The sequence below is a fragment of the Glycomyces sp. NPDC048151 genome (genome assembly GCF_043202775.1).
Classification (GTDB): domain Bacteria; phylum Actinomycetota; class Actinomycetes; order Mycobacteriales; family Micromonosporaceae; genus Glycomyces.
In genome coordinates this window covers 608,131-633,396 of the sequence record NZ_JBIDBB010000001.1, presented here as the reverse complement: position 1 = coordinate 633,396, position 25,266 = coordinate 608,131, and the positions used below count along the sequence as shown (strand labels likewise).

Annotated in this window: 28 protein-coding genes; 10 read left to right on the top strand and 18 right to left on the bottom strand. The window is 69.5% G+C overall.

What is annotated here, in order from left to right; genetic code table 11:
• Positions 1–12: 12 nt before the first annotated feature.
• Positions 13–1,563, bottom strand: coding sequence for an alanine/glycine:cation symporter family protein (locus tag ACGGCP_RS03105; protein ID WP_392960247.1), 1,551 nt, complete (start codon positions 1,561–1,563; stop codon positions 13–15).
• 106 nt (positions 1,564–1,669) lie between these two features.
• On the opposite strand from ACGGCP_RS03105, the gene ACGGCP_RS03100 reads away from it, so the two are divergent.
• Positions 1,670–2,362: an exonuclease domain-containing protein gene (locus ACGGCP_RS03100; RefSeq protein ID WP_392960245.1), complete on the top strand. Its 693-nt coding sequence runs from the start codon at positions 1,670–1,672 to the stop codon at positions 2,360–2,362.
• A gap of 406 nt (positions 2,363–2,768) precedes the next feature.
• Here ACGGCP_RS03100 and ACGGCP_RS03095 read toward each other — a convergent pair whose 3' ends face one another.
• Positions 2,769–3,497, bottom strand: coding sequence for a hypothetical protein (locus ACGGCP_RS03095; protein WP_392960243.1), 729 nt, complete (start codon positions 3,495–3,497; stop codon positions 2,769–2,771).
• Positions 3,498–3,926: 429 nt separating this feature from the next.
• Between ACGGCP_RS03095 and ACGGCP_RS03090 the strand changes: the two genes are divergently transcribed.
• The 4 genes from ACGGCP_RS03090 (at position 3,927) to ACGGCP_RS03075 (ending at position 7,009) form a co-directional block, all read left to right on the top strand.
• On the top strand, positions 3,927–4,424 hold the full coding sequence (locus ACGGCP_RS03090) for a CarD family transcriptional regulator (protein ID WP_205325932.1): 498 nt from the start codon (positions 3,927–3,929) through the stop codon (positions 4,422–4,424).
• A gap of 106 nt (positions 4,425–4,530) precedes the next feature.
• On the top strand, positions 4,531–4,989 hold the full coding sequence (gene ispF, locus ACGGCP_RS03085; protein WP_392960436.1) for a 2-C-methyl-D-erythritol 2,4-cyclodiphosphate synthase: 459 nt from the start codon (positions 4,531–4,533) through the stop codon (positions 4,987–4,989).
• A 21-nt stretch (positions 4,990–5,010) separates the two neighbouring features.
• Positions 5,011–5,859 carry a hypothetical protein gene (locus ACGGCP_RS03080; protein ID WP_392960240.1) on the top strand — a complete coding sequence of 283 codons (849 nt, stop codon included), beginning with the start codon at positions 5,011–5,013 and terminating at the stop codon, positions 5,857–5,859.
• Positions 5,860–5,914: 55 nt separating this feature from the next.
• Positions 5,915–7,009 (top strand): fumarylacetoacetate hydrolase family protein, encoded by a 1,095-nt coding sequence (locus tag ACGGCP_RS03075; RefSeq protein ID WP_392960237.1) that lies wholly within the window; start codon positions 5,915–5,917, stop codon positions 7,007–7,009.
• A 51-nt stretch (positions 7,010–7,060) separates the two neighbouring features.
• Here the strand turns inward: ACGGCP_RS03075 and ACGGCP_RS03070 are convergent, their stop codons facing one another.
• Positions 7,061–7,543 (bottom strand): RidA family protein, encoded by a 483-nt coding sequence (locus ACGGCP_RS03070; protein WP_392960234.1) that lies wholly within the window; start codon positions 7,541–7,543, stop codon positions 7,061–7,063.
• A 2-nt stretch (positions 7,544–7,545) separates the two neighbouring features.
• Positions 7,546–7,704 (bottom strand): hypothetical protein, encoded by a 159-nt coding sequence (locus tag ACGGCP_RS03065; RefSeq protein ID WP_392960231.1) that lies wholly within the window; start codon positions 7,702–7,704, stop codon positions 7,546–7,548.
• A 124-nt stretch (positions 7,705–7,828) separates the two neighbouring features.
• Here ACGGCP_RS03065 and ACGGCP_RS03060 point away from each other — a divergent pair, with 124 nt between their 5' ends.
• From ACGGCP_RS03060 to ACGGCP_RS03050, 3 genes are read left to right on the top strand one after another with little or no spacing between them, the layout of a single operon-like run.
• On the top strand, positions 7,829–8,422 hold the full coding sequence (locus ACGGCP_RS03060) for a hypothetical protein (RefSeq protein WP_392960229.1): 594 nt from the start codon (positions 7,829–7,831) through the stop codon (positions 8,420–8,422).
• A gap of 14 nt (positions 8,423–8,436) precedes the next feature.
• Positions 8,437–9,405, top strand: coding sequence for an ArsA-related P-loop ATPase (locus tag ACGGCP_RS03055; protein WP_392960226.1), 969 nt, complete (start codon positions 8,437–8,439; stop codon positions 9,403–9,405).
• On the top strand, positions 9,398–10,522 hold the full coding sequence (locus ACGGCP_RS03050; RefSeq protein WP_392960223.1) for an ArsA family ATPase: 1,125 nt from the start codon (positions 9,398–9,400) through the stop codon (positions 10,520–10,522). Before ACGGCP_RS03055 ends, ACGGCP_RS03050 begins: the two co-directional genes overlap by 8 nt.
• 440 nt (positions 10,523–10,962) lie before the next feature.
• Here the strand turns inward: ACGGCP_RS03050 and ACGGCP_RS03045 are convergent, their stop codons facing one another.
• The gene (locus ACGGCP_RS03045) at positions 10,963–11,289 is read right to left on the bottom strand and encodes a WhiB family transcriptional regulator (protein ID WP_270123970.1); all 327 of its coding nucleotides are present in this window, start codon (positions 11,287–11,289) and stop codon (positions 10,963–10,965) included.
• 343 nt (positions 11,290–11,632) lie between these two features.
• Here ACGGCP_RS03045 and ACGGCP_RS03040 point away from each other — a divergent pair, with 343 nt between their 5' ends.
• A complete protein-coding gene (locus ACGGCP_RS03040) occupies positions 11,633–14,074 on the top strand; it encodes a transglycosylase domain-containing protein (RefSeq protein WP_392960220.1) in 2,442 nt (813 codons plus the stop codon).
• A gap of 98 nt (positions 14,075–14,172) precedes the next feature.
• On the opposite strand, the gene ACGGCP_RS03035 is transcribed toward ACGGCP_RS03040, so the two are convergent.
• Together ACGGCP_RS03035 and ACGGCP_RS03030 are read right to left on the bottom strand one after the other, a co-directional pair.
• Positions 14,173–14,889 (bottom strand): ABC transporter ATP-binding protein, encoded by a 717-nt coding sequence (locus tag ACGGCP_RS03035; RefSeq protein ID WP_392960434.1) that lies wholly within the window; start codon positions 14,887–14,889, stop codon positions 14,173–14,175.
• Positions 14,890–15,095: 206 nt separating this feature from the next.
• Positions 15,096–16,034 carry an endonuclease/exonuclease/phosphatase family protein gene (locus ACGGCP_RS03030; RefSeq protein WP_392960217.1) on the bottom strand — a complete coding sequence of 313 codons (939 nt, stop codon included), beginning with the start codon at positions 16,032–16,034 and terminating at the stop codon, positions 15,096–15,098.
• A 488-nt stretch (positions 16,035–16,522) separates the two neighbouring features.
• Between ACGGCP_RS03030 and ACGGCP_RS03025 the strand changes: the two genes are divergently transcribed.
• On the top strand, positions 16,523–17,185 hold the full coding sequence (locus ACGGCP_RS03025; RefSeq protein WP_392960214.1) for a pentapeptide repeat-containing protein: 663 nt from the start codon (positions 16,523–16,525) through the stop codon (positions 17,183–17,185).
• 10 nt (positions 17,186–17,195) lie between these two features.
• On the opposite strand, the gene amcA is transcribed toward ACGGCP_RS03025, so the two are convergent.
• The 11 genes from amcA to ACGGCP_RS02970 form a co-directional block, all read right to left on the bottom strand.
• Positions 17,196–17,408, bottom strand: coding sequence for a multiple cyclophane-containing RiPP AmcA (gene amcA / locus ACGGCP_RS03020; RefSeq protein ID WP_392960211.1), 213 nt, complete (start codon positions 17,406–17,408; stop codon positions 17,196–17,198).
• Positions 17,383–18,507 carry a cyclophane-forming radical SAM peptide maturase AmcB gene (gene amcB, locus ACGGCP_RS03015; RefSeq protein WP_392960208.1) on the bottom strand — a complete coding sequence of 375 codons (1,125 nt, stop codon included), beginning with the start codon at positions 18,505–18,507 and terminating at the stop codon, positions 17,383–17,385. Before amcB ends, amcA begins: the two co-directional genes overlap by 26 nt.
• 132 nt (positions 18,508–18,639) lie before the next feature.
• Entirely contained in the window at positions 18,640–19,446 is an 807-nt protein-coding gene (locus tag ACGGCP_RS03010; RefSeq protein WP_392960205.1) for a WbqC family protein, read from the bottom strand.
• The gene (locus tag ACGGCP_RS03005; RefSeq protein WP_392960202.1) at positions 19,391–20,080 is read right to left on the bottom strand and encodes a YdcF family protein; all 690 of its coding nucleotides are present in this window, start codon (positions 20,078–20,080) and stop codon (positions 19,391–19,393) included. The genes ACGGCP_RS03010 and ACGGCP_RS03005 overlap by 56 nt, the downstream gene beginning before the upstream one ends.
• Complete coding sequence (locus ACGGCP_RS03000) at positions 20,080–21,093, bottom strand: hypothetical protein (protein ID WP_392960431.1); 1,014 nt, start codon at positions 21,091–21,093, stop codon at positions 20,080–20,082. The genes ACGGCP_RS03005 and ACGGCP_RS03000 overlap by 1 nt, the downstream gene beginning before the upstream one ends.
• A 348-nt stretch (positions 21,094–21,441) precedes the next feature.
• Positions 21,442–22,308, bottom strand: coding sequence for a hypothetical protein (locus tag ACGGCP_RS02995; RefSeq protein ID WP_392960200.1), 867 nt, complete (start codon positions 22,306–22,308; stop codon positions 21,442–21,444).
• Positions 22,305–23,135, bottom strand: coding sequence for an alpha/beta fold hydrolase (locus ACGGCP_RS02990; RefSeq protein ID WP_392960198.1), 831 nt, complete (start codon positions 23,133–23,135; stop codon positions 22,305–22,307). The genes ACGGCP_RS02995 and ACGGCP_RS02990 overlap by 4 nt, the downstream gene beginning before the upstream one ends.
• On the bottom strand, positions 23,132–23,815 hold the full coding sequence (locus tag ACGGCP_RS02985; protein ID WP_392960195.1) for a hypothetical protein: 684 nt from the start codon (positions 23,813–23,815) through the stop codon (positions 23,132–23,134). The genes ACGGCP_RS02990 and ACGGCP_RS02985 overlap by 4 nt, the downstream gene beginning before the upstream one ends.
• Complete coding sequence (locus ACGGCP_RS02980) at positions 23,812–24,312, bottom strand: hypothetical protein (protein ID WP_392960193.1); 501 nt, start codon at positions 24,310–24,312, stop codon at positions 23,812–23,814. Before ACGGCP_RS02980 ends, ACGGCP_RS02985 begins: the two co-directional genes overlap by 4 nt.
• Positions 24,309–24,851 (bottom strand): hypothetical protein, encoded by a 543-nt coding sequence (locus tag ACGGCP_RS02975; RefSeq protein ID WP_392960190.1) that lies wholly within the window; start codon positions 24,849–24,851, stop codon positions 24,309–24,311. Before ACGGCP_RS02975 ends, ACGGCP_RS02980 begins: the two co-directional genes overlap by 4 nt.
• On the bottom strand, positions 24,848–25,243 hold the full coding sequence (locus tag ACGGCP_RS02970; RefSeq protein WP_392960187.1) for a hypothetical protein: 396 nt from the start codon (positions 25,241–25,243) through the stop codon (positions 24,848–24,850). The genes ACGGCP_RS02975 and ACGGCP_RS02970 overlap by 4 nt, the downstream gene beginning before the upstream one ends.
• Between the last annotated feature and the right edge of the window lie 23 nt (positions 25,244–25,266).

Below are 25,266 nucleotides of genomic sequence, written 5' to 3'. Positions count from 1 at the left end.
AGGAGGGGTGTGTCACTCCCTGTCCGGTTCGCCGGCGAGCACCAGCTTGTGGGTGGGCTCCGGCGGGTCGTCGGTGGCGCCCTCGACGGCGTTCGTGGGCAGCAGCCGCCAGTCCGGGCGCGCGAAGAACGCCTGCGTCTCGCGGTACACCAGCGGCGTCAGCATCATCAGGCCGATGAGGTTCGGCAGCGCCATGAGGCCGTTCGCGATGTCCGAGAGCCCCCACAGCAGGTCGAGGCTGGTGACCGCGCCCAGGTAGGAGACGAGCACGTACACGATCCGGTAAGGCAGGATCAGGGCCCGGCCGGTGTACCGCTCCAGGCACTTCTCGCCGTAGTAGGACCAGCCGATGATCGTCGAGAACGCGAACGTGGCCAGGCCGACCGCGACGATGAACCCGCCGATCGCGCCGCCCACGGTCCCGGGGCCGCCCAGGCCCTCCTCGAACGCGAGCCGCGTCAGCGCCGACGAGGTGACGAGGTCGCCGTTCGCGTCGACCGAGCCGAGCACGCCCGTGACGACGATGACCAGGCCCGTCATGGTGACCACGATGATCGTGTCGATGAACGTCTGCGTCATCGACACCATCGCCTGCCGCACCGGCTGGTCGGTCTTGGCCGCGGCCGCCGCGAAACCGCCCGTGCCCAGGCCCGACTCGTTCGAGAAGATGCCGCGCGCGAAACCGATCTGGATCGTCAGCATGATCGCCGACCCGGTGAACCCCCCGACGGCCGCGCCGCCGGTGAACGCCTGCTCGAAGACCTGGACGAGCGCCGCGCCGAGCGCGTCCCAGTTGAGCGCGAGGACCAGCAGCGCCCCGGCCACGTAGAACACGATCATGAACGGCACCAGCGCGGCCGAGACGTGCCCGATCCACTTGATGCCGCCGAGGATCGTCACGCCGGTCAGGACGAAGATGACCAGGCCCGTCAGCTGCGGCGTCCACCAGGAGCCGTCGGGCAGCTGCGCGTCGATCGCGCTCGTGACGTTCCCGGACTGGACCGCGTTGCCGATGCCGAACGACGCGATCACGCCGAACACCGCGAACAGGAGCGCCAGCACCTTCCCGATCGGGCCGGGGATGCCGTCGGAGAGGTACCGCTGCGGACCGCCGGACTGCTCGCCGTGCTTGTTCACCGTCCGGAACTTGACGCCCAGCAGCGCCTCGGAGTACTTGGTGGCCATGCCGAGGAAGCCGGTCACCCACATCCAGAACAGTGCGCCCGGGCCGCCGATCGCGATCGCCGCGCCCACGCCGCCGATGTTGCCCACGCCGACCGTGGCCGCGAGCGCCACCGACAGGGCCTGGTAGTGGCTCAGGTCGCCTTCGGAACCCGCGTTCTCCTTGCGTTTGAACAGGGCCAGCCAGAGCGCGTAGCCCAGGCGCCGGAACTGGATGCCCTTGAGCTGGATCGTGAAGATCAGGCCCACCCCGAACAGGGTGAAGACGAGCAGCGGGCCCCACACGACCGCGCCGACGGCCGCGATCTCGGCGCCGAACTCCTCGTTCAGGCCGTCGGCCCAGGACTGGATGGCGTCCGTCACGGGATTCAGGAAGTCCATGAAGTCCACATGCTCCTTTCAGGGGAGGTATGCGCGGAAAGTCGGGGTGCTCCCGCGCCCGCAGAGCATATAGGGGAATGTCGGACCCTCCCGGTACGGTGTGGCCATGAGCGAACGATGGTTTGAAGGCCCCCTCCTGGGCTTCGACACCGAGACCACCGGCGTCGCGGTCGACCGCGACCGGATCGTCCAGGCCGCCCTCGTCGACGGCGCGCGGCCGGGCACCGAGACGCCCCGCACCTGGCTGATCGACCCCGGCGTGCCGATCCCGCCCGGCGCGACCCGCGTCCACGGGATCACCGACGCGATGGTCCAGGCCGACGGCCTCGCCCCCGTCGAGGCGCTCGCCGACGTCGCGGCGGCGCTGCGCGGCGCCGTCGACGCCGGAGTCCCCGTCGTGGCGTTCCGGGCCGGGTTCGACTGCACGCTCCTGTCATGGGAGCTGGAGCGGCACGGCATCGAGCAGCCCGACTGGACCAATATGGCGATCATCGACCCGTCAGTGCTCGACAAGCGCGTCGACCGCTACCGCAAGGGCAAGCGGACCCTCGGCGTGACGGCCGCGCATTACGGTGTGGCGCACTCGGACGCGCACTCGGCGGCGGGCGACGCGGTCGCCACGGTGGCGCTGGCGCGCGCGATCGGCGCGATGTACCCGGAGGTCGGGGGTCTCACGCCCTTGGACCTCCGTGCGGCGCAGGTGCTGTGGCACGCCGAGGACGCCGCAAGCCTGGAGGCATACTTCCGCCGCAAGGGCCGCGACGAGGCCGTGGACCGCCGCTGGCCGCTGTGCCGTTGACGGGTGCGGTTTGGTTCAAGACTGCTGTGCGGCGCTGCTCTTGACGGCCGCCGTGCATTGACGACTGCCGTCCGGCCCTACTTTTGACGGCCGCGGTGCGTTGACGACCGCTGTGCGGCGCTGCTCTTGACGGCCGCCGTGCGGCGCCGCTCTTGACGGCCGCCGTGCATTGACGACGGGGCCGCGATGACCGGCCGCTGTGCCGCCGCTCCGCTGCCCCTCGGCCGCGTCTCGCGCCGTGCGTCCGGCCTTAGCCCGACTACCGTCCACAAACCCCCACCCACCACTAGAGGGGAAGGACGCACCCCGATCGTGGCAGGGGGGTCCGACAGAAAACCGGCCCGAACGACGGCTGAGGGCCCCGATTCACTCGATCGGGGCCCTCAGTGCAAGTCGGGTTCGCGTTCTAGTGGCCTTCGGCTTCGCCTTCGGGCTCGTAGTACTCGCGCTCGGCCGGGTCGAGGGCCTGGCCGACCGGGAGGCTGGCCGGGACCTCGGTGCCGTCGGAGAAGTGGAAGACCACGTCGATGGTGCCGCCGGAGACAAGCGGCTCCTGCAGGTTCTCGATGAGGAAGTACACGCCGGACTCGGCGCCCTGGTCGAGGCGCACGTAACCGGCGGGGGCGATGGCGATGGGCTCGTAGGCCTCCTCGCCGTCGAGCTCGTCGACCGCGGGCTCCTCGGCGGCCCCGCTGGGCTCCTCCGTGGACTCGGCGGTCGCGGTGTCGCCGGTCGCCTCGCCCGAGGGCGTCTCGGCGTCGGCCTCGCCCGTGGACTCGCGGGCTTCCTCCATGGCCTCGGCGGCCTGGGCGGCAGGGTCGACGAAGGTGACCGTGCCGGCGGCGGTCTCGATGGACTCGAGGCTGATCTCCTCTTGGCCTTCGTTGCCGATCCACAGCCGCAGGGCGGCGTCGTCACCGGCTCCGTAGCCTTCAGCGGAGTCGAACTCGACCTGGAGGTCGCGCAGCGCGATGTCGCCCTTGTCGATGTTGACGCCGGCGATCGCGCTCTGCTTGACCTCGGTCTGCGAGCCGAGGCTGGCACCGCACGCGGACAGAACGGTCGCAGCGGCCCCCGCGATCGCGATAGCGGCCGCGCGGCGGACCGTGACCGCCGTGCTGATTCCCCTGACCACTGCTGGTCCTCCCTGAGTTCCGACAGGCATGCTGACGACAGCGTAGACGACGAGCCCTCGTCGTTTCCCTTGGCCGGGAGGGAGGCGAGCCCTGGATCTCACCCGGGCCGGTGGAACAGGCCCTTTCCTTGCGGCGCAACGGCATCGACGTGATATCGAGCCATCGAAGCAGGTAGCCGCCGCTATGCGTGGGACGGTCTCGGGCGGGCCGGCACCACTGAGGAGCAGCCAGGAGGCCGGATCGGTCGGGGCCGGACACGAAAGAGGGACGCAGGCCTCATTTGTCTCCTCTGCTCGCCGCCCGAGAGCCCAAGGTGCCGTAGAGTAATCAGTCACATACCAATTGACCAGGGAATTCGCGGCGATCCGCTGTCGGGGAAACCCCCGATCCCGTGTTAAGCTGGACACAGCGAAAGGGGTTTCGATCCTATGGGTTTTAGTGTCGGCGAGACCGTTGTCTACCCCCACCACGGGGCCGCACTCGTTGAAGCTGTAGAGACTCGCACCATCGGCGGTATCGAACAGGAATACCTCGTGCTGCGCGTCGAGCAGGGTGACCTCACGGTCAAGGTTCCAGCAAAGAACGTCGAGCTCGTCGGCGTCCGGGAAGTCGTCGGCGCCGAGGGCCTCGAAGAGGTCTTCGAGGTGCTGCGCGCCCCCCACACCGAGGAGCCCACCAACTGGTCGCGGCGGTACAAGGCGAACGTCGAGAAGCTCGCGTCCGGTTCCCCGCTGAAGATCGCCGAGGTCGTCCGCGACCTGTGGCGGCGCGACCGCGAGCGCGGACTCTCCGCCGGGGAGAAGCGCATGCTCTCCAAGGCCCGCGAGATCCTCACCGGCGAGATCGCCCTCGCCGAGGACTGCGTGAAGGACGAGGCCGACAACATCCTCGACAAGGTCCTGCTCTCGGAGGCCCCGGTCAAGTAGCCGGTCCCCCGTCCAGAACCGCAACAGCGTGACCATCAACGAGCGTGCGCTCCCCGAGCACACCGCGGACTCCCGCGAACGCGTGAGTCCTCATACGCCCTTCGTCATCGGGCACGGCAGCGACGTGCACCGCTTCGACGACGGCCAGCCATGCCGCCTCGCCTGCCTCTCCTGGCCCGGCGAGGCGGGCCTGGCCGGGCACTCCGACGGCGACGTGGCCGCGCACGCGGCCTGCGACGCACTGCTCTCCGCCGCCGGTCTCGGCGATCTCGGCTCCAACTTCGGCACGTCCCGCCCCGAGTGGGCCGGCGCCTCCGGGGCCGCGCTCCTCCACGAATCGGCCCGCCGCGTCCGCGACGCCGGATGGGCCATCGGCAACGTGTCCGTGCAGGTCATCGGCAACCGTCCCAAGATCGGCCCGCGCCGGGCCGAGGCCGAGGCCGCCATGGGCGACGCGATCGGCGCCCCGGTGCGCCTCTCGGCGACCACCACCGACGGCCTGGGCTTCACCGGACGAGGCGAGGGTCTCGCCGCGACCGCGGTAGCGTTGCTGTACACGCTCTGACCGCCGTTCGGAAGTTATCCCATGGACGCAGACCCCACCCGCCGCACTGTCGCGGAGTACCTCGAGCGCGCCGAGATGCTGTACGAGCTCGGCCAGGTCGTCGACGCCCGCGCCGAAGCCGACGCCGCCCTGCGCGTCGACCCGCTCGACCCCGACGCGAACGCCATGGCCGCCGCGTGCGCCCTCGCCGACCACGACCCCGACGAGGCCCTGACCTACGCCGGGGCCGCCCTGGCGCACCGGCCCGCGCACTCCCGGGCGATGATCACGCGCGGGTACGCGCTCGCCGACACCGGCAGGCGCGACGAGGCCCTCCAGGCGGCCGCGAGCATGCTCGACCTCGACCGCGCGTCCTGGCAGCACCACGTGCACTACGCGCTCATCACCCGCCGCGCCGGAGCCGGGCAGCCCGCGCTCGACGCCGCGTGGAACGCCGTCAACCTCGCCCCCGACCAGCCGCGCACGCACCTCGCGCTCGCGGCGATCGCCGAGAGCCTCGAGATGGACGACCTCGCGAAGCGCTCGCGGCAGGCCGCCGCCGACCTCGAACCCGAATCCGCGCCGGACATGAGCGGGCTTCGCGACTTCGACCCTGCGGGCGGACTCCCACCGGAGACGCAGCGGACCCGCCGCCGCTGGGTCGACGCCGACGCCGCCGACCCGGCCTGGCGCGGCAAGATCTTCGGCCCCGGCCTGTTCCGAGGCGCGCTCGGCCGATCAGTACTGCTCGGCATCGCCGTCGTCTTCGCCGTCCCGGCCCTGCTCGGCACCGAGATCGAGACCGGCCCGCGGGTGTTCTTCGCCGTCGTCGCCGCAGCAGCATGGGTGGGATGGTTCACAGTTCTGCGCAGGCACCGCAACCCCGAGTGACCTTTCCGGCGCGGCGCTCGTTAGTCCTTCACCACGATCTTTGGAGGACGAGCAAGTGACGACAAGCTGGGTTCCCGGGGCCGACGAAAGCCCCTACAACATCCACAACCTGCCGTACGGGGTCTTCTCGACCGCCGAGGAGACGCTGCCGCGCATCGGCGTGCGCATCGGGGACCAGATCCTCGACATGCACAAGGCGGTCCTCTCCGGCGACTGCCAGACCTGCGCCGCCTGCACCGCCCTGCGCGAGCCCGCCCTCAACCGGCTGCTGTCGCTCGGCAAGGAGGCGTGGAAGCAGATCCGGGTCCAGGCCCAGGAAGCGCTGACCGAGACGAGCATCCAGGACATCGCGAGCAACTGGCTCACGCCGCTCAGCGACGCGATCATGCACGCCCCGCTGCTCGTCACCGACTTCGTCGACTTCACGATGCGCACGCCCGACGCCGCCCGCGTCCACCCGCGCGCGTCCAACGGCCGGGCCTCGACCCTCATCCCCTCCGGGATGGACCTCGTGCGCCCGTCCGGGCACCGCCGCGGCGACGACGGCCAGCCCGCCTTCGGGCCCACCCGGGCCCTCGACATCGAAGCCGAGGTCGGGTTCCTCATCGGCGGCGAATCCGAGATCGGGCGGCCGGTGTCCCCCGACGCGTTCGAAGACCACGTGTTCGGCGCGGTCCTCCTCAACGACTGGACCGCCCGCGACTTCGCCGAGATGGAGACCGACGGGCTCGGCCCGTTCACGTCCAAGTCGTTCGCGACGTCCATGAGCGCCTGGGTCACCCCGATCGAAGCGCTCGGCGCCGCCCGCACCGCCGCGCCCGAGCCGACCGGCGACATGGCGTCCTACCTCAAGGAGTCCGACCGGTACGGGTTCGACCTGCGACTGGACATCGAGGTGAACGGCGTCGCCGTCGCCGGAGCCGACTTCGCCGAGTCCTACTGGACCCCCGCGCAGCAGCTCGCGCAGCTCACCGCCAACGGCGCGCTCCTGCGCTCAGGGCTCCTGTACGGCTCCGGCGAGGCCGTCACCGGCCAGTTCAACCTCGAGAACGGCGACACCGTGCGCGTCACCGCGACCGCCCCCGGCCCGCGCGGCACCACCATCGCCCTCGGCGAGGTCGAAGCCCGCGTCCTGCCGTCCATCTCCTAGAACGCGAACCGGCCGGTACCGCGGTGCGGTACCGGCCGGGAAGCCCGAGGATCAGACCAGGACGGTCTTCCCGCTCGGGGCGAGCCGGGCGACCAGCTCGACCTCGACCGGAGCGCCCAGCGGCAGCTCGGCGACGCCGACCGCACTGCGAGCGTGCGTCCCCGCTTCACCGAAGACCTCCCCCAGCAGCTCCGACGCGCCGTTGAGCACCTTCGGCTGCCCGGTGAACCCGGGCGCCGAGGCCACGAACCCGACGACCTTCACGATCTGCACGACCTGGTCGAGCGGCGCGATCGAAGCCACCGCCGCCAGCGCGTTCAACGCGCAGACCCGGGCCAGGTCGTAGGCCTGCTCGGGGTCGACCTCGGCGCCGACCTTCCCGGTCGCGACGAGCGCGCCGTCGACCATCGGCAGCTGCCCCGAGGTGTACACGTAGTCCTCGGAGCGGACGGCCGGCTGGTAGGCGGCCAGCGGCGGCACCACCGTCGGCAGGGCGAGTCCCAGGCGCGCCAGCGCCTTGTCCACATCGGTCACCGCTACTGCTCCTTCTTGCGCTTGAAGTACGCCACGAGCTGCTCCGAGTTCTGCCCGGGCAGGACCTGCACCAGTTCCCAGCCCTCGTCACCGAAGTTGTCGAGGATCATCTTGGTGTTGTGGATCAGCAGCGGCGCGGTGAGGTACTCCCATTTCTCCATGCGCCCACAGTACGGCGTCTTGATCCGACGGCGTCGCACCGCTACGCTCAGAGTGCGTCGCCTCCCCCGAAGTCCTTACGGTGCGCCGCCCGCGGGCCGCACCAGTCGAACCAGGGAGTTCCCCGTGTCGTCAGACACCAGTGCGCCGTCCTCGACCGCGCCATCTTCGGCTGCGCCTTCCTCCGAAACCGCGCCCCGCCACGAGACCGCGGACGCATCCGCCGATGCCCGCCCGACCGCGGCCGCCCGTACCGGGCACGGCCGCCACGAACCGCCGCGCGACCGGTCGAACCGCTTGTGGACGTGGGTGATCGCCGCGGCCTCGGTCGCGTTCTGCGTCGCGCTCGTCCTCGGCGCGACCCGCCTGTTCGTCGACACCGGCGGCGGCGACGTCACCGACACCCCCGAGCGGACGGTGGACGCGTTCCTCGAAGCGCTCCTGGACCAGCGGGACGCCGACGCAGCCGCGACGTGGCTGTGCGCCGACAAGGCCGACCGGGACCTGAGCGAGGCCGTCGCGGCCCTGTCGTTCATCGACGGGCCCGGCGAGTTCGCGTGGGGCGCGGTCGAGGAGACCGGCCGCTCGGTCGGGGCGGCCACGGTCACCGCCGAGATCAGCGTGAGCGGCGACGACGCCGCCCCGACGACGTGGGCGTTCTCGCTCGTGGCCGAGGAGGGCGAGCCGCAATGGCTCATCTGCGGGATCACGGCGGAATGACTAGACTCCGTTGAATGACTGCCTCAGCGCTCCCGGTGCCGCGACTGCACATCGTCACCGGGAAGGGCGGCACGGGGAAGACCTCGGTCGCGGCGGCGCTGGCACTGGCGCTGGCCGGGTCCGGCAGGCGGGTCCTGCTGGTGGAGGTCGAAGGGCGCCAAGGGATCGCGCCGCTGTTCGACGCGCCGTCGATGGGTTACGAGGAGCGGCATCTGGCCTCGGGCCTGGACGGCGGGGAGGTGTTCGGGCAGTCGGTGGACGCCGACGAGGCGCTGCTGGACTACCTGACCCTGTTCTACCGGCTGGGGTCGGCCGGGAAGGTGCTGCAGAAGTTCGGCGCGATCGACTTCGCGACGACGATCGCCCCGGGGCTGCGGGACATCCTGCTCACCGGGAAGCTCAAGGAGGCGGTGTCGCGCGCCGAGTCGGGGCGGATGGCCTATGACGCGGTGGTGCTGGACGCGCCGCCGACGGGCCGGGTCGTCAAGTTCCTGAACGTGACAGTGGAGTCGGGGCGGCTGGCGAAGACGGGGCCGATCGGGAAGCACTCGCGGTCGGTGGCGCGGATGCTGCACTCGTCGCAGACGGCCGTGCACCTGGTGACGACGCCGGCGGCGATGCCGGTGCAGGAGACGTTGGACGCGCACCGTGAGCTCATGGCCGCCGACCTCCCCGTCGGCCACGTGGTGCTCAACAAGGTGGCGGGCGCGAAGGCCGTCGAGGTCGGTGAGGACGAAATTCGGGCGGGCCTGGAGCGGTCGGGGCTGAACCCCGACGACGCCCTGGTCGCGGGTCTGATGGAGGAGTACCGGGGGGCGCGCGCCGAGATCGAGGCGGTCGACGCGTACCGGGACCGGCTCGAGGAGCTCGGGCGGCCGGTGGAGGAGCTGCCGCTGATCCCCGAGGGGGTCGATCTGTCGGGGCTGTACCAGCTCGCCCGGGTGCTGCGGCCCGGTTTCTCGGAGGAGCGCCGCCATGGCTGAGGTTCCCGGTCTCGACGTCGACGCCCTTTTGGGCGACGAAGGCAAGCATGTGATCGCCTGCTGCGGTTCGGGGGGCGTCGGCAAGACGACGACTGCCGCCGCGCTGGCGCTGCGTGCGGCGGAGGTGCACGGGCGGCGCACGGTGGTGCTGACGATCGACCCGGCGCGGCGGCTCGCGCAGTCGCTGGGGATGGACGCGCTCGACAACGCCCCGAAGGCAGTCGAAGCGGTGCGCGGCGGCTCGCTCGACGCGATGATGCTCGACATGAAGCGCACGTTCGACGAGGTCGTGGCTTCGCACACGACGCCGGAGCGGGCGGCTGAGATCTTCGCGAACCCGTTCTACCAGGCGGTGTCCTCGACGTTCTCGGGCACGCAGGAGTACATGGCGATGGAAAAGCTCGGGCAGCTGCGCGCGACGGGCCAGTGGGACCTGATCGTGCTCGACACGCCGCCCTCGCGGTCGGCCCTGGACTTCCTGGACGCCCCGGCGCGGCTGGCCCGCCTGCTCGACGGGCGCGTCATCCGGCTCCTCTCGGCGTCGACCCCGGGCGCGCGGCGGTCGATGCTGTCGCTCATGGGCGCGAGCGCGGCGGTGTTCACGCGCGTGTTCAACAAGGTCCTCGGCGGGCATCTGCTCACCGATGTCGCGGAGTTCACGGCGAGCCTGGAGGACACGTTCGGCGGCTTCCGCAAGCGGGCGGAGGCGACGTTCCGGGCGCTGCAGGACGACCAGACATCGTTCCTGGTGGTCGCGGCCCCCGAGCCGGCGGCGGTGGGCGAGGCCGTGTACTTCACGCGGCGGCTCACCGAGGAGCGGATGCCTCTCGACGGGATGATCCTGAACCGGCTCACGCCCGTGGCCGCCGATCTGACGGCGGAGCGGGCGCTGGGGGCGGCGGCTTCGCTCGAGGAGGCCGACCCGGAGGACCCGGTGGCGGCGGTGCTGCGCACGCACGCGGATCTGGCCCGGCGGCGGGCCGCCGAGGAGCGGGTCGCGGCCCGGTACGCGGCGGCGTGCCCGGAGGTGCCGCAGCGGTGGCTGCCCGCGTTGGGTGTGGAGGTCGTGGACCTGGACGACCTGCGGGCGTTCGGCAAGGCGGCCGCGGGCGCGTAGTCCGCGTGTTTCGTCACGGTGGGCGTAGGCGCTTGGCTCGTGTGTGTGGTGCGGGCGCACCGGCACCTTGCCGGTGCGCCCGCGTTCTTCCTCGCGAGGTGTCCTGGCAGGAGCCGCGCGGGAGTGCACTCCCGCGCGGTCTTCGGGGGCGGCCCCCGGGGTTCCCACTTCGCCGCCGGTCCTGCCAGGACCAGGTCTCCGCTCCGCACTTCCACCACCACCGGCGGAACGACCGTTTTTTATCTATCAACAATCACATGTCCGGCAACACCTGCCAAGAACTATTTTTCTGCCTGTGGATAACTATGCGAGTGTTTGTTATTTTGCCTGATGGGGTGCGATGAAGTTATCCACAGGGGTGTTTCGGGGCATGAAAAACGCGCCCGGACGGTGTCGCCGTCCAGGCGCGGTCTTCAAGCCTTTCATGAGAGGCTCGCCGGTCAGAAGTTGACGTCCACCGGTATCCGGCGCCGGTTGCCCTTGCGGGCGCTTCGCTGCTCCTCCTCAAGTGCGACCTCGAAGACCGCCCTCCAGGAGCGGACGTCGGCGTGCCTGCGCAGCAATGCTCTCCGTTCCCGCTCGGTCATGCCGCCCCAGACGCCGAACTCGATGCGATTGTCGAGCGCGTCGGCGAGGCATTCCAGCCGTACCGGACAGCCGCGGCACACTTTCTTCGCGTTGTTCTGCTCTGCTCCTTGTACGAACAGGGCGTCAGGGTCACCTTCCTGACACAGCGCCTTGGTCGTCCAGTCGATCAGCAGTCCCATCCGCATGACCTCCCCGTGAGATCTTTCCCTTCATACCCCCCGACGACTACATTCGAGTGATCTCTCGATCACACAATGTGGCCGTCAGAACGGACCTTACACCTTTCGTAAGGGTTTGACTACTCTCCGAGACGAAAATCGGACTCCATGGGACGGCTTCACCCCTACGGTTCACTATGCGATGGCAGCTCGCGATAATAACGATTCCGATACGAGCGCATCTCCCTTTCCCGATTGGGGCGTATCAATTGCGGGCATACATGTCGACCCGCATGCGAGACGCCTTCCGGTAACCGGATGCCTGCCGTGCCGCACTTCCCGACGTTCGTTCTAATCTGAGGCGGTGGAGACCTTGAAACGCGACCGGAGTCCCCTGAGGGACGGCATCGCGCTGCTGATCTGCGGCGTGCTCGCCGGCGTGCTCGCGGCCGCGGCCGCCTTCCCCCTCGTCGGGCTCGGCGGCCTCGTTGCCGAGAACAGCGTCAACTCGTTCGAGTCGCTGCCGACTGAGCTCACGCAGCCCACCTTGCCGCAGACGACCTATGTGTACGCCGCCGACGGCGAGACGCTCATCACCTCCTTCTACGAGGAGAACCGGCGCGAGGTGGCCCTCGACGAGGTCTCCCCGGTCATGATCGACGCACTGCTGTCCGCCGAAGACTCGAAGTTCTACGAGCACAACGGGGTCGACTGGGTCGGCATCGTGCGCGCCGCCGTGGCGAACCAGGGCGGCGACTCGCAGGGGGCGTCGACCCTCACCATGCAGTTCGTACGCAATACCCTGATCTACTCGGCTTCAACCATCGACGAGGTCATCGCCGCGTCCGAGGACTCGTACGACCGGAAACTGCGAGAAGCCCGATACGCCATGGGTGTTGAAGAGACGATGTCCAAAGAGGAGATCCTCGAGGGCTACCTGAACGTGATCTACCTCGGCAACCAGGCCTACGGGGTCCACGCCGGGGCGTACACGTACTTCAACAAGTCCCCGGCCGACCTCACCCTGGCCGAGGCCGCCACCCTCGCGTCGCTGCCGAAGTTCCCCTCCCTCGCCGACGGACTACTCGACGGCGAAGGCGACGACCAGCCCATTGTGGACCGACGCGACTGGGTCCTGCAGCGCATGGCCGACCTCGGCAAGATCACCCAGGCCGAGGCCGACGAGGCACAGGAACTGCCGCTGGGCCTGAACCCGCGCCCGGTCCGCAGCGAGTGCGTCGACGTCGCCACCTCCAACTGGGGCTTCTTCTGCGACTTCTTCAAGTCCTGGTGGATCGAGCAGGAGGCCTTCGGCGCCGACGAGCGCGAGCGCATGAGCCTGCTCAAGCGCGGCGGCTTCAAGATCGTCACCAGCCTCGACCCGGCCCTGCAGAACCATGCGACCGAGAAGCTCGCCGACGAGGTGAGCGTCAACAACTCCGCGACCCTCGGCTCCGTCACGATCACCCCCGGGACCGGCCACGTGCGGGCGATGGCGGTGAACCGCAACTACAGCCTCGACCAGACCGAGAACAAGCCGCGCACCGACGGCGACGACTCCAAGCCCTCGAACTATCCGAATACGACCGTTCCGCTGCTCAGCGGCAACGACGAAGTGATCGGGTACCCGGCGGGCTCGACGTTCAAGATGTTCGTCATGCTCGCCGCCCTCGAGGAGGGCTGGCCGCTCAAGACCCGCATCCCCTCGCCCTCGGAGTACCAGTCGCGGATCTACGGCTCCTACGAGCGGGAGCCCGCGTCCTGCGGCTTCCAGCGCGGCAACGGCTTCTGGCCGTGGTGCCCCACGAACGACGGCGGCTGGTCGTCGGGCCCGATGACCATGTGGGGCATGTTCGGCCGGTCCTCGAACACCGCGTTCGTGCAGCTGCAGGAGCTCGTGGGCACCAGCAAGGCCGTCGACATCGCCGAGCGCTCGGGGATCACCTTCCGCGAGGGCACCGGCGTCGCCGAGGCCAGGAAGGACGACAACCTCGACGGCTACGGCACCTTCACCCTCGGGTTCGACGCGACCACGCCGATGGACATGGCCGAGGCGTACGCCACCGTCGCGGCGGGCGGCAAGCACTGCAACCCGCTGCCGGTCATGCAGATCGTCGGCGCCGACGGCACCGAGTGGACCGATGCCGTTGCGCCGCAGTGCGATGAGGCCTACTCCAAGGACGTCGCGAACGCGGCCGTCAGCGCCGGGCGCTGCGTCATGGGCCAGAGCGCCAGCGGCACCCAGTGCGAGGGCGGCACCGCCTCGTCGTACTTCGGCGACTGGGACCGCCCGGTGTTCGGCAAGACCGGTACCTCCGACTCCAACCGCTCCTACTGGCTGCTCGCGTCGACCTCGAACGCGACCACGGCGACGTTCGTGGGCGACACCGACGCGACCTACCGCGACAACGTCGCGACCCAGAGCCTGAAGGACGCGGTCAAGATCGCGGGCGAGGCGATCCTGAAGGAAGCGGTGAAGGACCTCGAGGACGGCGGCTGGAGCAAGCCGTCGGACGCCATGAGCAACGGCAAGAACCTCGTGTCGATCCCGTCCATCGACTGCATGGACCCCGACGACGCCGTCTCGCGCGTCGCCAACGCCGGGTTCGACGCCTCCATCGCGCCGGGCAAGTTCGACTCGGACTGCAAGGAGGGCGAGGCGTTCTCGACCTCGATGACCGGGTCCGCGCCCAGCGGCAGTCCGATCTACGTCCTCGTCTCGAACGGCAAGGACTACAAGGAGGACGAGGACAAGCCCGGGGACGGCGAGACGCCCGACCCGAGCACGCCGCCGGACCGGGACTGACCCGGAAGGACCGCAAGCGAACTGCGGGCCCGTGCCTTTCGGCGCGGGCCCGCAGTCCTTTTTGGGAGGAAGGAAGGTCTGTTCGGGGGAAGGAAGGTCTACTCGGCCTTGGGCATCACGAGGGTGCCGGGGGCGGCGCGGTCGACCGGGACCGTGCCGTGGTCGTCGTGGAGGTGGTTGCCCTCGCGCAGCTGGCCGTCGCGGATGGTGACGGCCCGCTGGGCCCGTTCGGCCACTTCGTGGTCGTGGGTGATGATGAGGATCGTCAGTCCCTCGTCGTGCAGTTCGTCCAATGTGGCCATGATGGAGTCGGCGGTCTTGGAGTCGAGGTTGCCGGTGGGCTCGTCGCACAGGAGCAGGCTCGGCCCGGCCGCGAGGGCGCGGGCGATCGCGACGCGCTGGCGCTCGCCGCCCGACAGCGTGGTCGGGAGGGCGTCGAGCCGGTGGGACAGGCCCACGAGCTCGAGCTTCTCGCGGGCGATCTGGCGGCGCCTGCGCTTGGGGATCCCCTGGTACACCAGGGACATCGCGACGTTCTCGGTCGCGGTGCGGTGGGCCATGAGGTGGAACGCCTGGAAGATGAAGCCGATCTTGTCGGCGCGCAGCTGCGTGCGGTGCGCCTCCTTCATCATCGACGTGTCGTGCCCGTCGAGCCAGTACGTGCCCGCGGTGGGGGCGTCGAGGAGGCCCAGGAGGTTGAGGAGGGTCGACTTGCCCGAGCCGGAGGGGCCGACGATCGCGACGTACTCGCCGTCCTCGATGCGCAGCTCGACCGGTTTCAGGGCCTCGACGGGCGGCGGGCCGGGGTAGGTCATGCCCACGCCGTCGAGCTCGATCAGCGCCCGGCCGCCGGCCGGCCCCGCAGGCCCGGCGTCGACGCGCGCGAACACCGCGGTGTCGTCGGCGTCAGCGGCGCTGACGGCAGGCAGGATCATGGTCGCGTCGTCTTCGGTCACGTCTCCAAGACGCCCGAGCCGTCGCGGGAGGTTGCACGGACGCGACGGCCGCGTCGGAACGGCCCCTACTGGAACGCGAAGTCGGCCATCACCGGGCGGTGGTCGGAAGCGGTCGCGTCGAGCACGTCCGAGCCCGTGGCCTCCAGGCCGCGGTACAGGACCTGGTCGATCCGCGCCAGCGGCGTGTCGGCGGGCCAGGTGAACCCGAAGCCCTTCCCGGCGTCGGCCTGCGCCGAGGACAGCTGGTACGTGATCGGCGCGAGCGCCCGGTCCTGCGAGGTGCCGTTCAGGTCCCCGGCGAGCACGACCCGGTCGAGCTCCTCGTCGGCGATCGCCTCGCCCAGCAGCAGCGCGGTCTCGTTGCGCTGCGCCGACGTGAACCCCTCGGTGTTGACGCGCACCGAGAGCAGGTGCGCGACATAGAAGGCGACGGCCTCGCCGTCGATCTCGACGGCCGCGCGGAACGCGCGCGCCCAGCCGAGATTGAGGTCGACCTCGTAGGAGTCGACCACGGGGTAGGCCGACCAGAGCGCGACCGTGCCGTAGGAGACCGAGTACTCGTACGTGTCGTCAAGGACCTCGCTCCACTCGTACCGCTGCTCCTCGGTGAGCTCGACGAGGACGATCACGTCCGGGTCGGCCGCGAGGAGCGTCGCGGCGGTCGCCTCGGTCTCGGTGTTGTTCGCGTTGACGTTGTGGGAGACGATCCGGAAGTCGCCCTCGCCCTTGTGCTTGTCGGGGATGAGCCCGGCGTACATCTGGAACCAGACCAGGCCCGGCAGGAGCGCGCACACGATCGCGAGCGGCCTGCGGCGGATCGCGGCGAGCAGGACCAGGACGGGCACGGCCAGGCCGAACCAGGGCAGGAACGTCTCGATGAGGCTGCCGAGGTTCAGCCAGCGGTTGGGGATGAACCGGTGGAGGAGCAGGACCGCGGCGACGAGCAGCGACAGGGCGATGACCGCCCCGCTGAAGATCTTCCCGCCCGTCGAGGATCGGCTCACCCTGCCGCCTTTCTCCGTGTGAGCGGCGCTTGACGCGCCGTCCGCGCCCGCCCGGCGGCGCGGTCCCGACAGGTTAGCCGCCCGATGCGAGAAACGACGAACGCCGGGCCTTGGCAGACCCGGCGTTCGGAACGTTGGCGGTGGCGGTGGGATTTGAACCCACTGACCATCGCCCAAATTCTAGCCCCACTGCTGCTCAAACCTAGCAGTCTGGTCCATGTGGGACCTGCGTGGGGAATAGATGGGGAACTCACCTTGAGTTCTCAATCAATCACTCTTAGACATGGCGGCTCGGAATCCTCCCTGATCCGGGATGGTGGGCCACGAGCACGGAGAAGGGCGGGAGCTTGACGCTCCCGCCCTTCTCCGTGCCGCTAATGCTTGGGCCACGCCCGAGGCGCCTGAAGGTACCGCCACCCCTGCGATGTCTCTGAACCGAACCGCGGCTCACTACACTGCGGAGAAGGCGAACGCAGGGGGCATGTCTGATGGAGTTTCGGGAGATCAGCGATAACCGGCGCGTGCAGCGGCCGTCGATCGAAGACGAGGACCTGGAGTCGGCGTCGGTTGGCTTGAAGGGCGAGTTCTCTTTCGAGGAGGTCCACGTCGAGGGAGGCGACTTCTCGGGCACGACTGGTGAGGGCCGTTTGACCCGGTCGGTGTTGGAAGCCGTGGACTTGTCGGAGACGGTGGTCGAGCCGTTGGCGCTGGCCGATGTGCGTTTGTCGGGGTGCGTCTTGTCGAACGCACGCTGGAGCCAAGTCGATGGGCGCCGCGTCGAGGTCGTCGGTTCGCAGCTTGTCGGGTGGCGGGTGGAGTTCGAGCTCGCGCAGGACATCTACGTCGGAGACTGTAGGGCGGACTTCGCTTCATTCGATTTCGACACGGTCAAGGGCCTGGTGGTGTTCGAGCGCTGCCGGTTCAAGGAGTCCTCGTTCACCGGCAACCTCTCGAAAGTGGCATTCATCGACTGCGATCTGGCTGACGCGGACTTCTCGGCGGTGGCGGATGCGCGGGGCCTGGATCTGCGCGAGTCGAAGCTGGTCGGTGCCAAGGGGTTGCTGTCGCTGCGAGGCGCGCGGGTCACCGACGACCAGGTGCTCCAGATCGCCGGTGACCTCGCACGGGAAACGGGGCTAGTGGTCGACTAGGTCGCGACCGCTATCTCCTCTTCCCTCGGTCTTTCCAGTCTTTTTTGTCCCAGTTGTCCCAGGTGCGGCGGTTGTCGAATTTCTTGGTGGCGTTGTCCCAGGTGCGGCGGTTGTCGAACTTTCCGAGCGGGATATGAGCGCCTGGATCGGTGTTGCCGAACAGCTCGGCGAGTTCGTCTTCGGACTCGGCGATGCGGTCAGCGAGGGTTGCGGTGCCTGGCATGGGCGAGGACTCCTTCCATGAGGGTGATCTTTGCTCCGGTGCAGTAGTCGGTGCGGGTGATGTCGAGGCAGCCGTGCTCCCAGTACTTGTTGGAGGCCTGTCCACCGCCGCAGAATGCGAAGTACTCGCAGGCTCTTGCGCACTCCGCGATGCCTGCGGCGAACTCGCGCACCCACGGCGCCTGGGCGGCGCGGTCGAGGATCTCGTCGAATCCGCGCGCGAGGATGTTCCCGGAGGCGAACTTGCCGAGGCGGGGGTCGGTGTACCCGGCGAGTTCGGGTGAGAGCACGGTGACTTCGCCGTTCCATGCGACGGTCGGGATCGGGTCCTGCCTGGTGATGTCTTCGACGTCGGGCCGGAACCGGAGGTAGTCGGCGACGCGGTCGAGTTCGCGCACTTCCAGGACTGGGTTGCGGTCCCATGCGGCTGTGACGGCTTCCCAGAATCTGGTGGTGCGTTCGAGGTGAAGCGAGCGCCCGGCGGTGTTGACTCCTTCGGTCTCCTCGATGTTGATCCCCAGGCTGACGCAGCCCAGCGACGCGAAGAACTCGTAAAACTCAGGCACGCCAGCGGGGTCGGGATCGCGGACGACCGCGATGGCGCTGAACTCGATGTCGGCCTCGCTCAGCCGCTCGATGCCGCGCATGGTCCGGGTCCAGGTTTCCTTGCCCGCCAGGTCGATACGTGAGGCGTTCGAACTCATCGTGCCGTCGATGCTGACGCCGATCTTGATGTCGTGCTCGCCGATAAAGTCGATCCACTCCTGGTTGATGAGGGTGGCGTTCGTCTGGAGCACGTGGACGACCTCGAGATCGGCGAAGGCGTCGACCAGGCGGCGCATCGCGGGCAGGCCAGCGGCGGTGGGTTCGCCTCCGTGCCACACGATCTCGACCGGACCCCGGACGCGCTCGGAGGCGGCGAGAGCACGGGCGACGGCCTTCGCCACGCCCGGGGCCATGGCGAGCCGTTCACGGCGCTGCGGCAGGTAGCAGTAAGTGCAGTCGAGGTTGCACAAGGTCGTCGGCTGCATGATGACGTTGGTGACTGGCGCGAACACCATTTCGGGTGCGCCGCTTGCGGTGGCGGTGGGTGGGGGCATGGGTCCTCCCAGTGCGGGTGCCGCCCGAATGAGGCGGCGGTGGACTTGGTCCCTCAATTCTCGATTCGGATGCTTTGGCCCACAATGCACTCGTACGGCAGTGGTGTTGCAGTCGCGCTGCAACGGTGCAGGTCAGAGAGCGATGGGCGGGCGGAGGCCCCGGACGGTCGCGAGGTTCGCGAGGGCGCGGGCGACGGTGTCGGGGCCGTGGGCGGCCAGGGCCCACAGTCCGGTGATCTGGCGTGCGCCGCGCCAGACGGGGCCAGCGTCTGCGTTCGCGGCGGGGAAGGGCACGAGGTCGATGTCGGCTTGCGCGAAGCGGTCGGGGTCGACGTAGCGCAGGCCGCCGGTGCCGCACAGGTACGTCCGGGCGCCGACGGCGGCGCATAGGTCGATAAGCCGGTCGGTGCGCTCGGTCCCGGCGGTGAGGGTGCTGGCGCGGATGATGGTGCCGTGCCAGCCGATGGCGTCGAGCATCGCGGCGGTTGAGGCGGTGGCGATGTCGGTGAGCGCCGCGCTGGCGGTCAGGGCGTCGAGGGTACGGCGACGGATCTGGTCGACGGTGGCCCAGTGGGGGCTGGTGCGGTAGGCGGCGGCGAGCATCTCGCCCAGGCGACGCGCGGCTTTGGCCGGGTCAGTGGCGGCGGTGTCGCGGATGAGGGTGGCGCGCCCGGCGGGGCGGCGGGTCTCGATGGACAGCCACTGGCGCCGCTCGGGGTCGTTGAGGTCGGCGAGGCGGGTGCGGTGCTGCCAGTCGCGGCGGGCGGCCTGGACGGTGTCGAGGACGATCCAGGTGTCGGCGGCGGCGATCTTGGCGAGGGTGGCCATGCGCGGCAGCAGGTTCGGCTGGTGGATGGCACAGACGGCACTGCGGCTGGCGGGGTCAGGTGCGGAGGAGTTTGGTGCCGTATCCGGCGGCGACGAGGGTGTCGAAGGCATGGCGAAGCTCCGGGGTTTGGGGCTGTTCGATGGCGTAACCCAGTGTGGGGTAGCGGAATACGCGGTCGAGGTCGCCCACCGTGTTCGCGATGATCTCCGCCGCGGGGATGGCGTCGCGGCGCCACATCAGGTCGAGGTAGTCGCTGAGCGAGGCCCGGGAGGAGATGCAGGTGAGGTCGACCTCGGGCCACTGCGACCGGCAGGTGGCGAACGCGCGGCGCTCCATGTAGGGCATGCAGGCGACGAGGATCTGGGCCGGTTTGATGCCCTCGGCCGCAAGGAGGTCGCGGGAGTTAGTGACGTTCTCGCCGGTGTGGCGGGCGTCCTCCTCGGTGAGGATCGCTTCGGCAGGGATACCTCTCACGATCATCCTGGCGCGGTAGGCACGGGCCTCTCCATCGCCGAGGTAGGCGCGGGTGGCGGGGTGGTCGCCGCCGGTCGCGACGATGAGCGGGGCGAGGCCCTGGGCGTAGAGGTCGGCGGCGACATCGGCGACGCCGATGTCGTGGCAGCCGAGCGCGATGATGACCTCGGCCGCAATGGGTTCGTGCCCGAGCTGGTGGTAGTCCCATACGGTTTCGGCGGCCTGCCAGACCTTGGTGTCGTCGCCCGGCCGGGTCGGGTCCTCGGTCATCACCGTCGCGTCCTCCGTCCTGCGCCGGCGCGGATCGCTTCGATGCTCCGGCGTTGATGGCCCAGACCATACCGGGCGGTGACCGCCAGCGCCTCGTCCAGGATCGCCTCGCCCTCGTCCTGGGTGGCCCTGTCGGAGATCAGGACGTGGCCTCTGGCGGTCCACAGCCTGACCTGCTGGAGCGGGGTGGCGGCGGCGCCGGTGGCTTCGGCGGCGGACAGTGCGGCGTGTGCCTGGTCGAGCCTGCCGGCGGCGCGGTGGACGAGTCCGAGCTTCTGTTGGGCCACTGACCAGTCCTCGACTTCGCCGAGGCGGTCGAATGCGATGGTGGCCGCGCTCATCCATTCGGCGGCGCTCTCGTGCTGGCCTTGCTTGGTGAGGGCGGTGCCGACCCACAGGCGCGCCCTGGCCTGGTCCCGGTGGCTGAGGCGGTCGTCGTCGCTGAGGGTCTGGTAGGCGGCGGTAGCGACTTCGAGGTTCCCGCACATTTCGGCGACGACGCCGAGGACGAGTTCGGTCTGGGCGTGGCGGCGGGCGAGCCCGAGTGAGGCGAACAGGCTCGCGGCGGCGCGGTAGCAATGTTCGGCTGAGCCGGGCCCGATCACCTGGCCCTGATCGCGGCGCAGGTCTCCAGCGAGCAGGAGCGAGAGTGCGAACAGTTCAGCGCCCATGCCTTCGGTGGTCGGCGGCGCCGCGAGCCACCGCTCGGTCAGTCGGGCGGCGAGTGTGAAGTTCTGGCGGGCGACCGCTTCTCGGGCGCGTTCGAGGTCTTCGGACCAGTCGCTCAGCCCCGCACCGTCATATGGGGCAGCTCCGAGGGCTTCTCTTGTGGCAGTTGCTGCCTGGTTGTGGAAACGCTGCTGTGCGGCGGGCGAGGCTGTTTCGAGGGCGGTGTCGAGGATTTCCTGGGTCTCGGGCAGTGGCGTGATGGCGGCGCCTCGTGCCTCCCAGTAGGACACGGTGCGGGGCGCAATTCCGAGCTTGTGGGCGAAGTCCCTGACGGACAAGCGCATCGCTCGGCGCAGGCGTGCAGCCTCGGCCCCGGTCCACACCTCCACCATCGAGCACCCCCAGTTACGAAGTCCTCTCCCATTGAAGCAGGTGGGTCAAATCGGTTGCGTCCGAGCGGGAGAGGCGGGGCAGCCGCCCACCCTGGGCTCCACATCGCTGATGTGGTCCGCGGCTGCCCCGCAGAGCCGGCCACCCGATGCCGACTCGCTGGTCCGCCGTCGTTGACGGCGGTAACTAGTGGTGAGGCCGCCGCACGGGAGTCGGCGACGGCCCCACGATGGAGCGGCTGGGTCCGCTCCAGCTCATTCCCGTCGTTGCGGCGGGTGCCCCGCCACCGGGTTTCTAGGGGTTCATAGGCGTAGACCGGAGGCGCGGGCGTCGGCGAGGATCTGTGCGAGCGCGCTGGCGACTGCTTCAGGAACGGGTTCGGCGTCTTCGGCCGGTATGAGGCTTTGGAATTCGCCGCTTTCGTGGAGGATGTGGGCGGCGAGACGGTCCCGGCCGCGGGAGACGCGGGCGAGTTCGGCGAAGCCGAGTGCCTTGCCGGGCCGGATCATCCAGGTGCACCCGGCCAGCTCGAAACCCACCAGGTCGAACTCGCCTTCGCCGAGTGGACGCGCTCGGTACTGCCCCGGCTGGGGGATGCCGCGGCTGAGCATGAGCGGGATCGGCTCCGCGTCGTGCAGGCCCCGGATATCGGCCTCCAAATGCGCGAGCTCCAGGCCCTGTTGCGCCTGTTCCTGCATCCCCGGTTGCACCAGGTCGATCATTGCCATACCCCGGGCGGTCTCCTCGTCGGTCCATTCCCGGTTCGGGTCGAGGTCGGCGTAGTCGAGCAGTGCGCTGGCCCTTCCAAGGGCTTCAACGTCCAGGTCGGCCGCCTGCCGGTCCGATAGGTGTCGGAGTGCGTTGTAGATCGCGGACTGGTAGCCGATCTCGGCGGCGAGCGCCTTACCTCCGGTGTTCAGGTAGGACAGATGCTCGACAACCACATCCGACCACGCGCACACTTCGACGGCGTCGAGCTCACCGGCGAGGCAGGCACCGAGCGCACCGTGGACGTGGTCACGGGTAAGCACCGCGACCGGGACCTGCGGGACGCCGCCGATCTTCTCGGCTTCGCGGCGCAGCGCCCGGATCGCATGCCGCGGCGGGGTGCGACGCTCGATCAAGTTGGTCAGCACGGCGGTATAGCGGCGAAGGTCGTTTCGTTTCATTCTGCTCCGGCTCCCCGTTCGATCGCGGCCGTGATCGTGTCGGAGAGGACGATCGGGTTGTCCACCATCGGGAAATGGCCCGCGCCGCCGATTTGGACGACTTCGACGCCGGCGAGCAGCGCACCGAGGTGTTCGGGGTAGCCCGACCGCTCGCCCCGCAGATAGGTGCGGCGGCCCATGTTGGACCAACGTGCGGCAACGCCGCCGGAGTCGCACCAGGTGACCAGCGAAGCGCTGGCCTGCCAGAGTGTCCCCGGGTCGGCTCGTTCGATCCAGTTCCCCCAGATGCGCATGTCGGTCTGGTCGGAGCCGAGCAGTTGATCGCGGAGCACGGCGTGGCCCGCGTGCATGAACGCCGACTCGGGCATTTCGGCGATGGACCGGGAGACGAGCCCGCAGTCCTCTCCGGTGAGGTTGCCCTCGATCGCCACAAGCGCACCCACCGGCAGCGAGGGGGCCGCGATCAGCGCGACCGCCAACCCCATCGAATGGGCGACGAGGTGGACGGTCCGCGGCGCGAGCTGGGTGACTAGCTCGATCACCACGTCCGCGTAGTGCCCCATGAGGTCGCCACCGTGGCCGATCGGGGACGAGTCGCCGTGGCCGGGCAGGTCGATCGCGAGCCAGCGTCGCTGCTCGTCGCCGGTGTAGACCGGACCGAATGACTCGCGGGAGCAGCCGAGGCCGTGCAAGAGCAGCACGAGTTCGTCGGATTCGCTGGTGTTGCTGGAGGCGGCGATGGCGACCTGGGTGCCGCGGACCTGGATGCTCATGCGCGATTGCGAGGTGAATCCGGTGTGCTGGCCGGCCGGTTCGATCGAGTTCATTGGGTGCCTCCCAAGGCGAAGGTCGCGCCGAGGACGGCGGCGGCGAGGAGCGCGGCGGGCAGGTAGGTCTGGAATCGCTCGATGGCGGCGTCAGCGCCCTGCACGAGGCGCACGACGGTGAGGCTGACCGTCATGGCGCCGAACGTCCCGAGCGACGCGCTCATGGGCGAGTCGGGCAGATGCGGGACGAGCAACTTGGCGGCCAGGAACGTCCATGCGGCAATCGCCGCGATTTCTACGAATGGTGCGGCCCAGGGCTTGCGGGCGATCCAAGTCCAATCGGTGTGGTTGAGGTCTGCGTCGATCTGGTCGAGCAATTCGTCCGTCACGCCGTTCTCGCCGGCTTCCATGAGACGGTGCAGGTGGTGATGGAGAATCCGTCTCGCGCGCGATTCCCATCCCAGCAACGAGTCGCGGGCGAGGGGGCCGGGCGGGGCGGTGAGCTCCATATGGACCACGAGCGCCCAGTGCCGCAGTTCCCTGGTGGACACCGCCCCGGACCGACACGCGCCGATCGCGTTCCGCATCGCCGCCCGGTCCAACAGGACCAGCGGCGCGCCCCGGTGATGGCGAAGCACGTACGGCACGACGGCCTCGGCAGCTTCGTCGAACGGTTTTCGCAGCAGCACAAGGTCGAGCAGCACCGCCCGGATCTCGGCGTCGATATCGTTGCCGCTCATGGCATCACCGGCCCGTCGACGCGGTCGTGTTCTGCTGCAGATGCCGTCTCGGTCGAGTCGTCGGCCGCGCCGAACGGGAAGACGGCGCGGAGGACGCAGATCTCCCCTTCGTCGAACTTGTCGCTGTCGAGCGCCACGTGGCCGTGGCTGCCGTCAGCGGCGACCACCGTCCACAGGTAGTCCTCGGCCGCTTCGGGTTCGAAGATCGCCCGTCGCCCCATGCGGCTGGTGAGAGCAATGGCGACCTCGAGAGTCTCGGGCGCGCCCGTGTGTTCGGCGAAGGCCTCGAAGCCAACGAATTCAGCGAAGGCCCCAGGCCCGGAGCCGGTGGCGATCTGCGCGATGACCGGCTCGGCCGCAGCGGGGTTGGTGAAGGTGTCGCCGTCCCAGACCTCGATCCGCTCACGGGGAATCGCGAAGGCCTCGACGACCGCCGTCGCGAGGACGGCCAGGTCCACCGGTTCGATGAACACGATCGTGTATGAACGTCCCCTCACGCGACCACCCCAGTCGCCACAGTGACGATGACGCCCGCGAGCGCGGTCAGCGCCACGGCCGTGCCGCGGACGGTCTTGGCCTCGGCGTCCCGGCCGCAGGCGATGAACCAGACCGAGAGCACGGCCAGGAGCGGGACGGCGATCACGACCCAGACCGGCGGGAGCGCCGCCGCCGCGCCGGTCGTGGTGGTGTCGATCGAGGTCGCGACGTTCCCGGCCGCCTGCCCGGCCTCGGTCTTGGCCTGGTCCAACAGGACCGGGCCGAAGTACGGGATCGCGCCCGCCAAGACGAGCGCGCCGATACCGGCGGCGATGATCTTCGGCATCCGCTTCCCGACCCGTTTGTCGTGCTCGGCGTTCGCCGCGTCCCCGCTCTGCTTGAGGAACATCAGATAGAACAGGTAGGAGACGCTCAGTCCGACGATCGGCAATCCGAGGACCGTCGCCCACGGGACCGAAGCGGCCTCCCCGCCGAGGCGGTCGGCCGCGAACAGCAGTCCCAGCACCACGAGGCCGGCGAAGATGAGCTTGCCCTTCATGCGGATGCCTCCTGCACGGTCGGCAGGAAGAACCGGCCCGCAATGTCGAGGCGCAGGCCGTGCTCGTCGCAGTCGATCGGGGTGCCGTCGCGGGCCGCGTCGATCGCAAGCATGGTCCGGATCAGGCCCTTCTCGAACATCGAGCCCTTTTCCAGGCGGATGTCCGCCGCGGGGTCCTCCCACAGCGGGCTCGCTTGCTTGTCGCAGCAGACGACCTCGCCCAGGACCGTGCCGCCCGAGCCGGGGAGGGTGGCGAGTCGGTAGATCCGTCCGATGTCTTCTTCATGGATGAGGCTGATCGCGATCGAGTGCCCGTAGCGGCGGACGGTGCCGAGCCGGTCCGGGTCCCTTGGCTGGTCGGTGTTCCCGCTCCTGCGGGGCAGAGTGCTCATCGTGTGGTGCTTTCTGTACAGAG

Excerpts from the sequence above, each read along its gene's own strand:
- ACGGCP_RS03105 (WP_392960247.1), bottom strand. The coding sequence starts at position 1,563 with ATGGACTTCCTGAATCCCGTGACGGACGCCATCCAGTCCTGGGCCGAC.
- ACGGCP_RS03100 (WP_392960245.1), top strand. The coding sequence starts at position 1,670 with ATGAGCGAACGATGGTTTGAAGGCCCCCTCCTGGGCTTCGACACCGAG.
- ACGGCP_RS03090 (WP_205325932.1), top strand. The coding sequence starts at position 3,927 with ATGGGTTTTAGTGTCGGCGAGACCGTTGTCTACCCCCACCACGGGGCC.
- ACGGCP_RS03080 (WP_392960240.1), top strand. The coding sequence starts at position 5,011 with ATGGACGCAGACCCCACCCGCCGCACTGTCGCGGAGTACCTCGAGCGC.
- ACGGCP_RS03065 (WP_392960231.1), bottom strand. The coding sequence starts at position 7,704 with ATGGAGAAATGGGAGTACCTCACCGCGCCGCTGCTGATCCACAACACC.
- ACGGCP_RS03055 (WP_392960226.1), top strand. The coding sequence starts at position 8,437 with ATGACTGCCTCAGCGCTCCCGGTGCCGCGACTGCACATCGTCACCGGG.
- ACGGCP_RS03050 (WP_392960223.1), top strand. The coding sequence starts at position 9,398 with ATGGCTGAGGTTCCCGGTCTCGACGTCGACGCCCTTTTGGGCGACGAA.
- ACGGCP_RS03045 (WP_270123970.1), bottom strand. The coding sequence starts at position 11,289 with ATGGGACTGCTGATCGACTGGACGACCAAGGCGCTGTGTCAGGAAGGT.
- ACGGCP_RS03035 (WP_392960434.1), bottom strand. The coding sequence starts at position 14,889 with ATGACCTACCCCGGCCCGCCGCCCGTCGAGGCCCTGAAACCGGTCGAG.
- ACGGCP_RS03025 (WP_392960214.1), top strand. The coding sequence starts at position 16,523 with ATGGAGTTTCGGGAGATCAGCGATAACCGGCGCGTGCAGCGGCCGTCG.
- amcA (WP_392960211.1), bottom strand. The coding sequence starts at position 17,408 with ATGCCAGGCACCGCAACCCTCGCTGACCGCATCGCCGAGTCCGAAGAC.
- amcB (WP_392960208.1), bottom strand. The coding sequence starts at position 18,507 with ATGCCCCCACCCACCGCCACCGCAAGCGGCGCACCCGAAATGGTGTTC.
- ACGGCP_RS03010 (WP_392960205.1), bottom strand. The coding sequence starts at position 19,446 with ATGCCTTCGACACCCTCGTCGCCGCCGGATACGGCACCAAACTCCTCC.
- ACGGCP_RS03005 (WP_392960202.1), bottom strand. The coding sequence starts at position 20,080 with ATGACCGAGGACCCGACCCGGCCGGGCGACGACACCAAGGTCTGGCAG.
- ACGGCP_RS03000 (WP_392960431.1), bottom strand. The coding sequence starts at position 21,093 with ATGCGCTTGTCCGTCAGGGACTTCGCCCACAAGCTCGGAATTGCGCCC.
- ACGGCP_RS02995 (WP_392960200.1), bottom strand. The coding sequence starts at position 22,308 with ATGAAACGAAACGACCTTCGCCGCTATACCGCCGTGCTGACCAACTTG.
- ACGGCP_RS02990 (WP_392960198.1), bottom strand. The coding sequence starts at position 23,135 with ATGAACTCGATCGAACCGGCCGGCCAGCACACCGGATTCACCTCGCAA.
- ACGGCP_RS02985 (WP_392960195.1), bottom strand. The coding sequence starts at position 23,815 with ATGAGCGGCAACGATATCGACGCCGAGATCCGGGCGGTGCTGCTCGAC.
- ACGGCP_RS02975 (WP_392960190.1), bottom strand. The coding sequence starts at position 24,851 with ATGAAGGGCAAGCTCATCTTCGCCGGCCTCGTGGTGCTGGGACTGCTG.
- ACGGCP_RS02970 (WP_392960187.1), bottom strand. The coding sequence starts at position 25,243 with ATGAGCACTCTGCCCCGCAGGAGCGGGAACACCGACCAGCCAAGGGAC.